The sequence below is a fragment of the Kibdelosporangium aridum genome, assembly GCF_900176515.1.
Taxonomy (GTDB): domain Bacteria; phylum Actinomycetota; class Actinomycetes; order Mycobacteriales; family Pseudonocardiaceae; genus Kibdelosporangium; species Kibdelosporangium aridum.
This window is the reverse complement of record NZ_FWXV01000021.1, coordinates 36,458-50,180: the sequence shown is the minus strand read 5'-3', so window position 1 is coordinate 50,180 and position 13,723 is coordinate 36,458. Positions and strand designations below refer to the sequence as shown.

General features: G+C 65.6%; 15 protein-coding genes and 1 other RNA gene. 12 read left to right on the top strand and 4 right to left on the bottom strand.

The genetic code is table 11. From position 1 onward, the window contains the following. Positions 1–19 precede the first annotated feature (19 nt). Genes ftsX through B9C43_RS52980 form a run of 3 tightly spaced genes read left to right on the top strand, consistent with a single transcriptional unit; the run spans position 20 to position 2,323 of the window. Complete coding sequence (gene ftsX / locus B9C43_RS52990; protein ID WP_033391717.1) at positions 20–922, top strand: permease-like cell division protein FtsX; 903 nt, start codon at positions 20–22, stop codon at positions 920–922. Between the two features lie 31 nt (positions 923–953). Continuing rightward, positions 954–1,436, top strand: coding sequence for an SsrA-binding protein SmpB (gene smpB / locus B9C43_RS52985; protein ID WP_033391718.1), 483 nt, complete (start codon positions 954–956; stop codon positions 1,434–1,436). After that, positions 1,433–2,323, top strand: a complete 891-nt coding sequence (locus B9C43_RS52980) for an amidohydrolase family protein (protein ID WP_235039366.1) — start codon at positions 1,433–1,435, stop codon at positions 2,321–2,323. The genes smpB and B9C43_RS52980 overlap by 4 nt, the downstream gene beginning before the upstream one ends. Here B9C43_RS52980 and B9C43_RS52975 read toward each other — a convergent pair. The 3 genes from B9C43_RS52975 to B9C43_RS52965 form a co-directional block, all read right to left on the bottom strand. Next, positions 2,291–3,562: an acyltransferase family protein gene (locus B9C43_RS52975; RefSeq protein ID WP_160097387.1), complete on the bottom strand. Its 1,272-nt coding sequence runs from the start codon at positions 3,560–3,562 to the stop codon at positions 2,291–2,293. The genes B9C43_RS52980 and B9C43_RS52975 overlap by 33 nt on opposite strands. Positions 3,563–3,673: 111 nt before the next feature. After that, a complete protein-coding gene (locus B9C43_RS52970) occupies positions 3,674–4,318 on the bottom strand; it encodes a response regulator transcription factor (protein ID WP_033391721.1) in 645 nt (214 codons plus the stop codon). Continuing rightward, complete coding sequence (locus B9C43_RS52965; RefSeq protein WP_084434810.1) at positions 4,306–5,592, bottom strand: sensor histidine kinase; 1,287 nt, start codon at positions 5,590–5,592, stop codon at positions 4,306–4,308. The genes B9C43_RS52970 and B9C43_RS52965 overlap by 13 nt, the downstream gene beginning before the upstream one ends. A gap of 146 nt (positions 5,593–5,738) precedes the next feature. Here B9C43_RS52965 and ssrA point away from each other — a divergent pair. Next, positions 5,739–6,117: a transfer-messenger RNA gene (gene ssrA, locus B9C43_RS52960) on the top strand. Between the two features lie 305 nt (positions 6,118–6,422). After that, complete coding sequence (locus tag B9C43_RS52955) at positions 6,423–6,869, top strand: DUF4188 domain-containing protein (RefSeq protein ID WP_084434785.1); 447 nt, start codon at positions 6,423–6,425, stop codon at positions 6,867–6,869. Here B9C43_RS52955 and B9C43_RS52950 read toward each other — a convergent pair. Beyond that, complete coding sequence (locus B9C43_RS52950; protein WP_084434784.1) at positions 6,859–7,764, bottom strand: MerR family transcriptional regulator; 906 nt, start codon at positions 7,762–7,764, stop codon at positions 6,859–6,861. The genes B9C43_RS52955 and B9C43_RS52950 overlap by 11 nt on opposite strands. A 39-nt stretch (positions 7,765–7,803) precedes the next feature. Between B9C43_RS52950 and B9C43_RS52945 the strand changes: the two genes are divergently transcribed. The 7 genes from B9C43_RS52945 (at position 7,804) to B9C43_RS52915 (ending at position 13,720) form a co-directional block, all read left to right on the top strand. After that, on the top strand, positions 7,804–8,523 hold the full coding sequence (locus B9C43_RS52945; protein WP_084434783.1) for a maleylpyruvate isomerase family mycothiol-dependent enzyme: 720 nt from the start codon (positions 7,804–7,806) through the stop codon (positions 8,521–8,523). A 9-nt stretch (positions 8,524–8,532) separates the two neighbouring features. Then, positions 8,533–9,249 carry a maleylpyruvate isomerase family mycothiol-dependent enzyme gene (locus B9C43_RS52940; RefSeq protein WP_084434782.1) on the top strand — a complete coding sequence of 239 codons (717 nt, stop codon included), beginning with the start codon at positions 8,533–8,535 and terminating at the stop codon, positions 9,247–9,249. Positions 9,250–9,331: 82 nt separating this feature from the next. Next, positions 9,332–10,180, top strand: a complete 849-nt coding sequence (locus tag B9C43_RS52935) for a hypothetical protein (RefSeq protein ID WP_084434781.1) — start codon at positions 9,332–9,334, stop codon at positions 10,178–10,180. Between the two features lie 15 nt (positions 10,181–10,195). Continuing rightward, positions 10,196–11,980: a carboxyl transferase domain-containing protein gene (locus B9C43_RS52930; RefSeq protein ID WP_084434780.1), complete on the top strand. Its 1,785-nt coding sequence runs from the start codon at positions 10,196–10,198 to the stop codon at positions 11,978–11,980. Positions 11,981–12,016: 36 nt separating this feature from the next. After that, positions 12,017–12,943, top strand: coding sequence for an SPFH domain-containing protein (locus tag B9C43_RS52925; RefSeq protein WP_084434779.1), 927 nt, complete (start codon positions 12,017–12,019; stop codon positions 12,941–12,943). 7 nt (positions 12,944–12,950) lie between these two features. Then, the gene (locus B9C43_RS52920) at positions 12,951–13,151 is read left to right on the top strand and encodes a type II toxin-antitoxin system antitoxin (protein ID WP_033391728.1); all 201 of its coding nucleotides are present in this window, start codon (positions 12,951–12,953) and stop codon (positions 13,149–13,151) included. A 230-nt stretch (positions 13,152–13,381) separates the two neighbouring features. Continuing rightward, a complete protein-coding gene (locus B9C43_RS52915; RefSeq protein WP_233729735.1) occupies positions 13,382–13,720 on the top strand; it encodes a hypothetical protein in 339 nt (112 codons plus the stop codon). The last annotated feature ends 3 nt before the right edge of the window (positions 13,721–13,723 follow it).

Below are 13,723 nucleotides of genomic sequence, written 5' to 3'. Positions count from 1 at the left end.
TGCGAGGAAACCCGCACCGATGCGTTTCAGTTTCGTGTTGTCCGAAGTCCTGACCGGACTTCGGCGCAACGTCACGATGACCGTCGCGATGATCCTGACCACAGCCATCTCATTGGGACTGCTGGGGGGCGGTCTGCTGGTGGTCCGGATGATCGACCACATGCGCGACAACTTCGGCGACGAGGTCGAAGTGAACGTGTACCTCAACAGGGACATCAGCGCGACTGACAAGGACTGCAAGCAGCAGCCGTGTGCGGGCATCCAGTCCGCTCTCTCGCAGGACGCCAACGTCGACGACGTCCGGTGGGAGAACCAGGACCAGGCGTTCGACCGCTTCCAGCGCGTCTTCGCCGGTCAGCCCGAACTGCTGGAGCTGACCCGCAAGGAGTCGCTGCCCGCGACGTTCCACCTGAAGCTGAAGAACCCGGACCGGGCCGACGTCATCGTGCAGACGTACAGCAACAAACCGGGGATCGACCGGGTTGAGGACCAGGGTGTCTTCCTCGAACGGTTCTTCGGCGTGCTCAACGGCGTCCGGAACGGAACGTGGGTGGTCGCGGCCATCCAGGCGGTCGCGGCGCTGTTGCTGATCTCCAACACCATCCAGGTGTCCGCGTTCACGAGGCGCACGGAAGTCGGCATCATGCGCCTGGTCGGCGCCACGCGCTGGTACACACAGCTGCCGTTCCTCTTGGAGGCGGTGGTCGCCGGCCTTGTCGGTGCGGTGCTGGCGATCGGCGGCCTGATCGGCATCAAGGCGGTCTTCATCGACAACGTCCTCGCCGAACCGATAGCCGCGAACATCATCCCGCGAATACAGCTATGGGACATCCTGGCCATCTCGCCGATCCTGGTCGCCGTGGCGATCTTGATCTCGGCCGTCACCGGCTACGTGACCCTGCGGCTCTACGTGCGGACTTAACCGCTGGCGCGGTGTCGTAGAGTTCATTGTCATGGCGAAAGAACGTGGTCAGAAGGTGATCGCGTCGAACCGGAAGGCGCGGCACGACTACGAGATCCTGGACACCTACGAGTGCGGGATCGTGTTGGTCGGGACCGAGGTCAAGAGCCTGCGGCTCGGTCGTGCGTCGCTGGTCGACGCGTTCGCCACGGTGGACGACGGCGAGGTGTGGCTGCGTGGGCTGCACATCACCGAGTACGAGATGGGCACGTGGACCAACCACGAGCCGCGGCGGCGGCGCAAGCTGCTGCTGCACAAGGGCGAGATCCTCAAGCTGATCGGCAAGACCAAGGAGAGCGGCCTGAGCCTGGTGCCGTTGTCGATGTACTTCAAGGACGGCAAGGTCAAGGTCGAACTGGCGCTGGCCAGGGGTAAGCGGGCGTACGACAAACGCCAGGCGCTGGCCAAGCGGACCGCCGAACGCGAGATGGTCAAGGCCGTCGGCCGCGCGCGCAAGCGCGGCGGCGGCTGGTGAAGGATTCCGAGGTCCGGTCCTGGGTGACCGGCCTCGGACTTCCCGGCCTTGTGGACATTCACGTTCACTTCATGCCGGAATCGGTGCTGCGCAAGGTCTGGGCGTATTTCGACAACGCCAGGGACAATTACGGTGTCGACTGGCCGATTCACTATCGATTCGATGAGGACGAGCGGCTGCGGCTGCTGCGTTCGTTCGGCGTGACCCGCTTCGCGCCATTGGTCTATCCCCATAAACCCGGGATGGCGGAATGGCTGAACGAGTGGATTCGCGACTTCGCGGCTCGTACCCCGGATGCCGTGCCGACCGCGACATTGTTTCCGGAACCCGAGACCGAGTCGTACGTGGCCAAAGCGCTGGACGCGGGCGCGCGGTGCGTCAAAGTGCACGTCCAGATCGGCGGCTACGACCCGCGCACGTCCGAACTGGACAATGCGTGGGGCCTGATCGCCGAAGCGGGCGTGCCCGCGGTTGTGCACTGTGGACACGGTCCGCTGCGTGGCGCGTTCACGGGTCTGGACGTCTTCGCCGAGGTGCTGCGCCGCCACCCCACACTGACGGCAGTGCTGGCGCACGCTGGGATGCCGGAGTTCGACGCGGCGTTCGACCTGGTCAGCCGGTACCCGAACGTGTACGTGGACACGACCATGGTCGGCGTGGACTTCGGGACGCCGCAGCCGGACTTCCTGCCGCGGATGGTGCACTTCCCTGACCGGGTCGTGCTGGGCACGGACTTCCCGAACATCCCGTACGAATACGCCCACCAGCTCGAAGTGATAGCGAAGTGGGCGGAGGACGAGCGGCTCGGCCCTGATTTCCTCAAGGCGGTGCTGCACGACACCCCCGCCCAGCTGCTAGGCATTGCGGACGACACTGACCGACGGTAGCCGGTAGCGCACCGCGAGCAGTCCACTGAGGACGATCGCGGCCCAGATCGCCGCACCGGTCGACACGAGACCCTGGCCGGGCGCGAACCCGGTCGCCGCGATGCCCAACGTGCCGATCGCGATGACCCCGGTGCCGAGCATGACCTGCAGCGCAGGTGGCTGCACCACGAGCGGCCCGGGTGCGTGCGCCTCGAACCGGCCGAAGACTCGCAGCAGCCCGTACAACACCGCGGTGGCCGATCCGATCCACAGCGGCAGGACCGCGAACCACAGGAAACTGCCCGGCTCAGGCGTGGAGTAGCCGAGGCCGATCGTCCACACGCCTGCCACCGCGACCATGGCGGACATGTGCCACAGGTACAGGCTCATCGAGCGGGCGCCGACCCACGTGAGCACACGCGCGGCCGCGGGGCGGGCGGCCAGTGAACGGATGAGCGGACGGGCGAGCAGCACGAGACCGATCTGACCGATGCCCAAAGTGATCAGGCACGCGGTCGGCGGGCCCGCGTTCGACACCGGTGCGCCCGGCATGCCGACCATGCTCAGCGGATACGGTCCGAACCCGACCATCAGCGCGGTCATCCCGAACCCCGCGATCGCCATGGCCGCGGCCGCTCGCGTCGACGGCGGGTTCTTGGCGTAGTGGAAACCAAGCTGGTGCACCGCGAGCCACACGAAGGCGGCGTTGAGGAACCCGGCCATCGGCAGACCCGCGAACCGCACCACGTCCACCAGCACCGCGGCACCGGCGAGAGCAGCGAAGACGCGCAGTCCGTAGCGCTCCTGCGCCTTCAGCATCCACGGAGTCACGAGAATCGCGGCGAGATACACCGCCATGAACCACAACAGCTGGCCGACGACCGCGCTGCCGACGTTCAACGGCTGCACCGGCACCCCGAGGGTGACCAGCAGATGCGGAACCACCAGCCACACCGCGATCAACGGCAGCATCGGGATCGCCAGCCTGTGCACCCGGCTGGACAGCCAGTCGCGGTCCGACCCACCCCGGCCGCGATGCGCCCGCAGCGACAGCAGGTTGGCCGCACCACCGGCGAAGAACACCAGCGGCATCACCTGGCCGACCCACGTCAGCACCCACCACCCTGGTGTGGCATAAGCGTTCCCGGTGGTCAGCTCGGTGCCGTTCCAGCCGAGCACCGGCACCAGCCAGTGCTGGAAGACCACCAGCACGATGGCCAGAACCCTGACCACATCAAGAAAAGGATCTCGCTTCGACACCGTGTGCCCCCAATTCGCTTGGCTATCAAGAGCCTCGCGAATCCGGGGGACAAGATCACTGGTGTCTGCTCCCAACTCCGGGAGGGGGTTTTCCCTACCCTGACAGGGGAGTCACCTACGTTCCAAATACGCCAGGACGGCACGCACCCTACGGTGCTCCTCCTGGCTCGGCTCAAGGCCGAGTTTGGCGAAGATGTTGCCGACGTGCTTCTCCACCGCGCCGTCCGAGACGGTGAGGGACTTCGCGATGGCCGCGTTGGACATGCCCTGTGCCATCAGGCCGAGGACCTCGCGTTCGCGAGGCGTGAGCGAGTCGATGGGATTACGTCTGCCCCGTGCCATGAGCTGCGAGATCACCTCCTGGTCGATAGCCGTCCCACCGCGAGCGACCCGGTTGACCGCGTCAACGAACTCGGCGACGTCGGCCACCCGCTCCTTGAGCAGGTAGCCGACGCCGCCGGCGCCGGACGAGATCAGTTCGACCGCGTAGCGCTCCTCGACGTACTGCGAGAGCACCAACACCGGCAAGTCAGGCGTGCGTTCCCGGGCCCGCAACACGGCCCGCAGTCCTTCGTCGGTGAACGTCGGCGGCATCCGGACGTCCACAATGGCCAGATCGGGCCGGTGCTCGGCGAGGACCTCGAGCAAGCGCTCGCCGTCCTCGACGGCGGCGACGGTCTCGATGCCCTCGTCCGCGAGCAACCGCTCGATCCCGGCTCGCAGCAGAACGGAATCCTCGGCGATCACCACTCGCACGGCAGGTCCGCCCGGATCACAGTCGGCCCGCCGATGGGGCTTACCACGGTCAGCACGCCGTCAATGGTCGCAGCCCGGTCGGCGAGACCGGCCAGCCCACCCCCACGACGCGTCTGCGCACCACCCACACCGTTGTCCGTGATCTGCACGACAACCTTGTTGTCCTCACGGTGAACGTGCACCGTCGCCTGTGACGCGTTGGCGTACTTCGCGATGTTGGTCAACGCTTCAGCGACCGTGAAATACGCCGTGGTCTCCACGGCAGCAGGCGGACGCCGATCCGCCGACAACCCGTCCTCGACATGAACCTCAACGGGCACAGGCGACTTCGCGGCGAGCGACGACAGCGCCGCGTCCAACCCACGATCACCGAGGACAGCCGGGTAGATCCCGCGCGCGAGATCCCGCAACTCCGCCACCGCCTGCTTGGCGTCCGCGTGCGCCTCGTCGATCAAGGCCCTCGCGCCCTCAGGGTCACGGTCCATCTTGCTCTTGGCCCGGCCAAGTCCCATCGCGACAGCGACAAGCCGCTGCTGCGCGCCATCGTGCAGATCACGCTCGATCCGGCGCCGCTCAGCCTCGGCAGCGTCAACTCCACGCGCCCGGCTCGCCTGCAGATGCGCGGCCTCAGCAGCCAGCAACATCGCCTTGCTCGGACCCAGCAGCGCGCGCGCCAGCTTGCCGTGCATGACCCCCAACAACCGCGTCGTCACCAGTGCGACGGCGAGGACCAGCATCCCGACAGCGGCCGGGAGGAGCGTGTCATCGAACGAGTCGACGACGTAGGCAAACCCACGGTCAGACCCGAACAGCACGTACCCGTCGTCAACCCACCGGTACCAGATCGGCAGCGAGAACAACCCAAGACCAGCCGCCCAGAACGCCACCATCCACCCGAACGAAAAGATCGACAACGGCAGCAAGACGAACAAGTACAGCAGGTCACGCCACGTAGCCGGATCGAAGAACCGGCCCTTGAACCACCCGAACAACCCAGGCGGGATCGGCCGATACGGATCCGGGATGTAGTAGCCGAGCGTGGCGTACACCAACCGCCGCTCGACCCGGGCAAACCCCCTGATCAGCATCATCGCCACGGTGAGCAGCGGAAAGCCCACCCACACCACCAACGTGCCGAACCCGGCCGACAGCATCCCCATCACCAGCGGGAACCACGCGACGGCCGTGATGAAGCTGGTGAACAGGTAGACATTCGCCCCAACGGCCCTCGGCTGATGCTGACGCCCATCAACCTGCTCCACCTGAGTCATCATGGCGACAAGCATCCCAAGCCCAGGTCACATCAGCGATGGAGCAAGCCAGCATCCTGGAGGTAGGGCCAGCCCCACCATCGGGCGATAACCGGAATGAACACGTGGGGGCAGCGCGTTATGATTGACTGAGAAGATGTCCACAACCAGGGGGTGAACGGTTTCGACTCTGGACGTTGAGTCAAGGGAAGCGTGCAGGTGCAGGCGAGAGACCACCTCAAGCGTCGTCGCAAAAAAACAAGCGCCAAGACTGAAACCAGTCGGGCGGACTACGCTCTCGCTGCCTAAGCGATAACGTAGTCTCCTTGTCGGTCCGGGAGTGCCTTCGGCCCGGTTGCCGGCATCATCTAGAAGGCTCACCGCCGTACTCGGTCGCGGAGTGCGGTAGGGAAGCAAACAGCGACTGGGCCCGTCACACCAGCTAGTTCACGAGACTGGTGGGGCCAAGCAGAGACACAGTGGACTGCGCACGGAGAAGCCTTGGTGAGGCGACAGAGGACCCGGGTTCGATTCCCGGCACCTCCACGTCCTCCGGACGACCCTGCTCAGTTGCTTCGCAACTTTCGCCGGGTCGTCCGTTTTATTTTGGGGGGCCGAGCCCCCCATGCCCCCCACGGTGCGTGTTTCTTCTGATCCAGCGCTGGGCGCTTTTCGCTTGGACCAACGGCGCGGCTTTGCCGCCGCAGGGTTGGGCTTGCTTGGGGTTTGGGGCCTGGTGGTCCCTTCAGTTCCCAACCTCCGCCCCACCTTCCAGCTCCATTCCACGCGCTCGGGTGGTCAGGGTTGACATAGATAGTGGAACTCGCCACTATTGGAGAGTGACACTATCTAGGATGACCCATCGACATGATGGTGAGCTTGTTGTGTTCTTGATTGGGATGACCATCAACCGGCCGTGGCGGCCTGATCAGTGGTTGCCGACCTTGGTTGCCATGGCGCCGATGCTGCGGGAGTTGGATAAGGATCCTGAGCTGGGCTTGCTTGGCTATGAGCTGACCATTGGCCTGCGTGGGCCCACGCTTGTTCAGTACTGGAGTTCGCTCGAGAAGCTCTATGCGTACGCGTCCAAGAGTGATGCTGAGCACCGGCCTGCGTGGGCGAAGTTCAACCGGCGGGCTGCCAAGGCCAAGGGCGCTGTCGGGGTTTGGCATGAGACCTACGCCGTCGACAAGCACGAGTCGGTCTACGTCGAGACTCCCAGGATGGGACTGGCCAAGGCGACCGAGCATGTCGAGGTCGTGCGGAACTCGGCACGGGAGCGGATCGCGGTTACCCGATAGAGGTCGCGAGGGCGTCGAGCAGCCAGGTGTGGCTCTCGCCGATGGTCACGGGCTCGCCCGTCACCGTCCCGACCAGCCGCCAGTACCTGCGCATCGGCGGGCCTGCTTCTACTGCTGAGATCCGGTAGAGGTCGCGTCGGAACAGGGGCGTGTCGCGGGCGCCGCGGACCCGGGCGTGCGTGGCGACGAAGTGATCGAGTGCGGTGCCGGCGGTGGGGCGCTGACCGGCGAGGACAAGTGGCTGGGCCATCGCGCATGCCTCGCTGATGCCGGCGTGCAGCTCGCCTTCGTCCGTGACCTCTTCGAGGTTGCGCAGTGTCCGCCGCAGCATGCCCTCACGGAGCGAGGAATCGCTCAGCAGCACCACCATTTCGGCGTACGCCACCACCTGCTCGGGCGTCGGTGTCGGTGGCAGGTCGGGCACGCTGACCGTCAGGAACATCTCCACGAAGTAGTCGGGCATCGGGCCGAGGAAGATCCGTTGCCAGAAGTCGATCAGCGAACCGCGTGCCGTGTCGCGATCCTGCACCGCGGCGAGCAGGTCGAGTCGTGCCGCGCGCTCGGCAGGGGAGGCCTGTTCGACCGCGTGCAGCGAAGCGCGGCGCCAGGCCAGTGCCGCGAGTTCGACGTCGAGGGCTTTTCTTTCGGCTGCGACTACGTCCTCGACTGATTCGGAGCCGGACAACACGGACTTGATTGACGTCAGTCCCAGGCCGAGGCCGCGCAGCCGCCGGATCAGCCGGAGCCGGTCAACGGCGGAGTACGCGAACCGACGATGCCCGCCAGCGCTACGCAACGCTTCCAAGATGCCTTCGTCGCAGTAGAACCGGATGGTCCGGACCGGCACACCGGTCGCCCGCGCGAGGTCGCCGATGCCGTATGTGGCCTGTGTCACGTTGAACCTCCACCCCAGTGCACTTTCTACGGTACGGACATGCACATCGACTGGCTACGCGCCCAGACCGAGACATTCGCCGAAGCCGTCACGGGTCTTGACGGGAACAAGCAGGTCGTGACCTGTCCAGAGTGGTCAGTGCGGGCGCTCGTCGCGCACGTCGGCCACGCCCATCGCCAGACCGCGAACATCATTCGAACCGGCCAGCCCGAGCAATTCCTTGATCCGTTGACCGCTGACGTGCCGCAGGACTGGGGTCCTTGGCTTCGGGCTGGTGCCGAAGAACTCGCCGACGCGGTGATCCAGGCCGGGGACAAGAAGGTATGGACCTTGATCGGCTCTTTGCCCGCGTCCTTCTGGCTGCGCCGGATGCTGCACGAAACGGTGATTCATTCCTTCGATGCGGCCGTCACGGCGGGCATCGCCTATCGGATCCCTGCGGACGTGGCCGTCGATGGGATCGAAGAGGGACTGCAGATGGTCTCTATCCCGGACGCCGGGAAGATCCGGCCCCACTTCGCCAACCTGCGTGGCACAGGGCAGACACTGCGCCTTCGAGCCAACGGCAACGCGTGGTTGATCACCCGGAACCCAGACGGAGTGGCTTGGCAGCGATCGGATGATGACGCCGATGTCACTGTCTCGGCGAGTGCGCAGAACCTCCTTCTGCTCTGCTACGGCCGGTTGGGCATCGACGACGTCACGGTCACCGGGGACCGGGACTTGATCTCGCACTGGCTCGTGAACACGGCTCTCTAAGGTGAAGATGTGCATACCGATTGGCTGCGTGACCAGACCAATGCCTTCGCCGACGCCGTCACCGGACTCGACCCGGGCAAGCGAGTGCCGACCTGTCCGGAGTGGGCGGTGCGCAATTTGGTCGCGCACGTCGGGCTGATCCACCGGCGTGCCACCTTGATCGTCCAAACCGGCGAAGCTGTGCCGTTTTCCAACGAGGGCGACGTGCCGGCTGACTGGAGGACTTGGCTGCGGGAGGGCGCCGAGGGGCTCGCGCGTGCGGTGGCCCAGGCGGGGGACAAGGAAGTCTGGAGTTTTCTCGGCGGTACGCAGCCCGCGTCTTTCTGGTTGCGCCGAATGCTGCACGACACCACGATCCACGCGGTCGACGCAGCACTCACCGCCGAAACTTCCTACGACATCCCGGCAGGCCTGGCCGCGGACGGGATCGACGAAGTACTTTCCTTGCTCGAACTCATTGAGGGCATCAACCCCGCGTACGCGGAGCTCCGCGGCGACGGCGAGACGCTGCGATTGTCCTCGACGCAGGGTGACGGATGGCTGATCATCCGCACTCCGGACGGCCCACAGTGGAAGCGCACAGTGACCGGCGCGGCCGATGTGACCGTGTCCGGCTCTGTGCAGCAGTTGTTGTTGGTTTTGTACCGCCGCTTGAGCCTTGACGACGTTGTGGTTTCCGGAGAACGGGAACTCATCGCCCATTGGCTGGCGCACAGCGCACTCTGACAGAGCAATTTCGTGCAGCCGTAAGGGTTTCACCTACTGGGTGACATTGACAGAGAATTTCACTGCCGCTTACGTTCGCACCGTGGTGACACCGGAACTGCTGGCAGCGGGGCCTTTCCACGAGGCGCTGCGGGCGGCGATCAGTGCGAGCGGGCTTGCGCTCGACCGGATCCGCTACCGGCTGCGGCTACGTGACGTGTCGATCAGCGTGCCTACGCTGAGCAATTGGCAGTCCGGCAGGCGCAGGCCGGAACGCGCGGAATCGTTGCGGGCACTGGCCGAACTGGAGGCCGTGCTCGAGCTCCCGCCGGAGGCGTTGCGGTCGTTGCTCGGGCCGCCGCGCCCGCGCGGCCGGGCCGCGCATCCCAAGGGGCCGGAGGCGATGCTCAAGGCGTGGGGTTCGCCGGTCGAGCATTTGCTTGCCGGGGTGGACACGTCCTCGGACGGCAGGCTGACCCGGCTGTCCCAGCACGATCGGATCGAAGTGGACGCCACGGGCAGGCTGGTCGAGGTCGCCAGCAGGCATGTGCTGCGCGCCAGTCACGACGGCGCCGACCGCTGGATCGTGGTGTGGGATGCGCCCGGTGAGATCGTCGCGGGCCAGCACTGTGCGGTGCGCACGCTGAATACCGATCCGGAAACCGGGATGACGGTGGCGGAATTGGTGTTCGACGCGCCGCTGGCGCGCGGCGAGACGATCATCATGGAGTACCGGATCGTCGATGTCGGCCGGCCGGACAGGTTCGTCCGCAGGCTGCACCGCACTACGAGGGACTACGTGCTGGAGGCCCGGTTCGACCAGGCCGCGGTCCCGGCCCGCTGCGCCAGGGTCGAGTCGTCCTCATGGGATCTGGCCGCCAGTCCGACTGGCTCGGTGCACCTGATCGAGTTCAACGCGTCGGGCACGATTGGGCTTCGCTGGGAGATTTGATGTTGGATCGGCGCCATGGAAACCGTCATCGCGCCGATGCAGGGCACTGTCGTCCTGGTCTCGGTCAGCCCTGGTGACCAGGTCGCCGCCGGCCAGCAGCTGGTCGTACTCGAGTCGATGAAGATGGAACACGTTGTCGCGTCTGCGATCGCCGGCCGCGTCGGCGAGATCTCCGTGACCGCGGGCGAAACGGTGCGTCGCGACCAGGTGTTGGTGACCATCGAGCCTGGAGTGGTCGCAGCGCCGCACACCGATCACATCGAACAGGTGGACAACGGGATCCGGCCGGATCTGGCCGAGGTTCTCGCGAGGCGAGCGGCGGGGAAGGACATCAACAGGCCGGAGGCGGTCGAGCGAAGGCATCGCGAGGGCAGGCGAACGGCCCGCGAGAACGTCGAAGACCTCTGTGACCCCGGCACTTTCGTCGAGTACGGCGGCTTGGTCGTTGCGGCGCAACGGCAGCGCAGGTCGATGGAGGAACTCGTCGAGAAGACCCCGGCGGACGGCATGGTCGCGGGCATCGCGGAGATCGACGGCCGCGAGAGCGTTGTCGTTGCCTACGACGCAACGGTTCTCGCGGGCACGCAAGGCTTTTACAACCATGCCAAGAAAGACCGTATGTTCGAGCTGGCGGCCCGGCGCAAGCTGCCGGTCGTGCTCTTCGCGGAAGGTGGAGGCGGGCGGCCGGGTGATACGGACGTCCCGTTGGTCGCGATGCTGGACGCACCGGCGTTTTCGTTGTTCGCCAAGCTATCCGGGCTTGTTCCGCTCGTCGGAGTAGTGGCTGGCCGATGTTTCGCCGGCAACGCGGCGTTGCTCGGCTGCTGCGACGTGATCATCGCGACTGCCGATGCCACGATCGGTATGGGCGGCCCCGCGATGATCGAAGGTGGCGGTCTCGGCGTGGTCGCACCGGAAGACGTTGGGCCGTTGTCGGTTCAGGAGCCCAATGGCGTCGTCGATATCGCTGTTGCCGATGAGGCAGAAGCCGTCCGAGTGGCCAAGAAGTACCTGTCATATTTCACCGGCACCAGTGCCGACTGGTCCACTGTGGACCAGGAGCGGTTGCGTAACGTCGTTCCGGAGAACCGGGTCCGCGCGTACGAAGTCCGTCAGGTGATCGACGGGATCGCCGACGTCGATTCGGTGCTGGAGCTCCGCCCGCGGTTCGGTATGGGGATCCTGACCGCGTTGGTCCGCATCGAAGGCAGGCCGATGGGCTTGATCGCCAACAATCCCGGCCATCTCGGCGGCGCGATCGACCGGGACGCGGCCGACAAGGCCGCGCGGTTCATGCAACTGTGTGACAGCCGCGGCCTGCCGATCGTGTCGTTGTGCGACACCCCTGGGTTCATGGTCGGCCCGGAGTCGGAGAAAACCGCGACGGTCCGGCACTTCAGCCGGCTGTTCGTGACAGGCGCGAACCTGACCGTGCCGATGTGTGCTGTCGTGCTGCGCAAGGCGTACGGGCTCGGCGCGATGGCGATGTTCGGCGGTGGCGCGAAAATCCCGTACGCCACGGTGGCATGGCCGACCGCTGAGTTCGGTGCGATGGGTCTTGAGGGCGCGGTCAAGCTCGGCTTCCGGCGTGAACTCGACGCGATCACGGATCCCGTGCGGCGCAAGGAGACCCTCGAGAACATGATCGCGATGGCCTACGAGCGCGGCAAAGCGTTGAACGCCGCGTCCATGTTCGAGGTCGACGACGTGATCGACCCGGTGGACACCCGCCGGTGGATCGCCGCGGCCCTGCCGAAGGAGGTGGCGCGGGCCAACCGGCCGAACGTCGACACCTGGTAGGTAGAAAAACTGATATCACTTTGCTAGGTTGTCGGTATGAGTACTGACATCGCTGTCGACATGCCCGTGCCACGAGTGCGGGAACGCAATGCCACCGAACGGGCCGGGCTGCCGATCGCCGGGGCCGCGCTGGTGGGCGAGCTGGCCGGAGCCGGTGTGCTCGCCTGGGGCGTGATACAGGCCGTCGAGGGTGACAAACCGGTCGGTATCGCCCTGGTCGTGGTGGCCGCATTGGTGATCCTCGCCTCGACCGTGTTCGCTGCCGGGCTCACCGTCGTCGCACCCGGCGAGGCTCGGGTGCTGCAATTCCTCGGCCGGTACGTGGGAACGGTCCGGACATCCGGGCTGCGCTGGGTGAATCCGTTCACCACCAGGGCAAAGGTGTCCACCAGGATCCGCAACCACGAGACCGCGGTGATGAAGGTCAACGAGCTGGACGGCAATCCGATCGAGATCGCGGCCGTGGTCGTCTGGCAGGTCAACGACACCGCGCGGGCGATGTTCGAGGTCGACGACTTCGTCCAGTTCGTCAGCATCCAGACCGAGACCGCGATCCGGCACATCGCCAACAGCTACCCGTACGACTCACACGGCACCGACGCGCTTTCCTTGCGGGACAACGCCGACGAGATCACCGAGAAGCTCTCGACGGAGATCAGCGCGCGCGTCGAGTCAGCAGGCGTGCGGGTGATCGAATCGCGGCTCACGCACCTGGCGTACGCTCCCGAGATCGCCCAGGCCATGCTCCGCCGTCAGCAGGCAGGCGCGGTTGTCGCCGCACGCCAGCTCGTCGTCGAAGGCGCGGTCGGGATGGTCGAGCTGGCGCTGGACCGGCTGGCCCAGAACGATGTCGTCGAGCTCGACGAGGAACGGAAGGCCGCCATGGTGAGCAACCTGATGGTGGTGCTATGCGGCGACCGAGATGCCCAACCTGTGGTGAACACCGGCTCGCTCTACCAATGAGGTTGTTGTGGCGGAACGCAAAAGCGTCCTGTTGCGACTGGATCCCGCGGTACACGACGCATTGGCCCGGTGGGCGAACGACGAACTGCGCAGTACCAACGCGCAGATCGAGTTCCTGCTGCGCCGGGCCTTGTCGGAAGCAGGCCGCATGCCCAGTGAGGCAGCCAGGCAACGGCGTCAGGGCAGGCCCCGTAAGGACGAAAAGTGAGTTTTGCTACTTTGCGCAACACGGCATGGACGCCTCTTGGTCCGGTTGGGCAGGAATCTGACTTTCCGTAACCTGCCCGTAATTGGTATACCAGCTCGCCGATACCTCTCAATACCGTACGTGACCAGCGACTTTCCTCCTTTTGCGAAGTGAATCCAGCCCCTCGTTCTGCCACAGTTGGTAGTGGGAGGTGGTGCGCTGTGTCACCGTCATCGAGTGATCGTGCGCACGTGCGCGCACTGTTGCAACCAGGGGAAGAGATCAGCTACTTGTTTCCGGCCTCGATGGTCGGCGGGCCATACAGCTCATCACACTTCCTCGTCGCCGTCACCGACTCGTCGATCACCGTGCTGGACACCGGGCTGGGTGGCCGCACGAGGCCGAACGCGGTGTGGCGCAGGTATCCGAGGCACACCAAGCTCGGGCCGGTCGACCTGAGCGTGATACCTGAGTTCCAGCTCGGCGGCCGCGTCTACGAGGTCGACGAGGAGTACGTGGCCGAAATCAACGCTGCCGACGCCGAATGGTCGGCAGATGCCATGCCCCCGGATCCGCTGCCGCACTTATGAGTT

Bases quoted from the DNA above. Each gene is read 5' to 3' on its own strand.
- B9C43_RS52930 (WP_084434780.1), top strand. From the start codon at position 10,196: ATGGAAACCGTCATCGCGCCGATGCAGGGCACTGTCGTCCTGGTCTCG.
- B9C43_RS52945 (WP_084434783.1), top strand. From the start codon at position 7,804: ATGCACATCGACTGGCTACGCGCCCAGACCGAGACATTCGCCGAAGCC.
- B9C43_RS52925 (WP_084434779.1), top strand. From the start codon at position 12,017: ATGAGTACTGACATCGCTGTCGACATGCCCGTGCCACGAGTGCGGGAA.
- B9C43_RS52955 (WP_084434785.1), top strand. From the start codon at position 6,423: ATGACCCATCGACATGATGGTGAGCTTGTTGTGTTCTTGATTGGGATG.
- ftsX (WP_033391717.1), top strand. From the start codon at position 20: ATGCGTTTCAGTTTCGTGTTGTCCGAAGTCCTGACCGGACTTCGGCGC.
- smpB (WP_033391718.1), top strand. From the start codon at position 954: ATGGCGAAAGAACGTGGTCAGAAGGTGATCGCGTCGAACCGGAAGGCG.
- B9C43_RS52965 (WP_084434810.1), bottom strand. From the start codon at position 5,592: ATGATGACTCAGGTGGAGCAGGTTGATGGGCGTCAGCATCAGCCGAGG.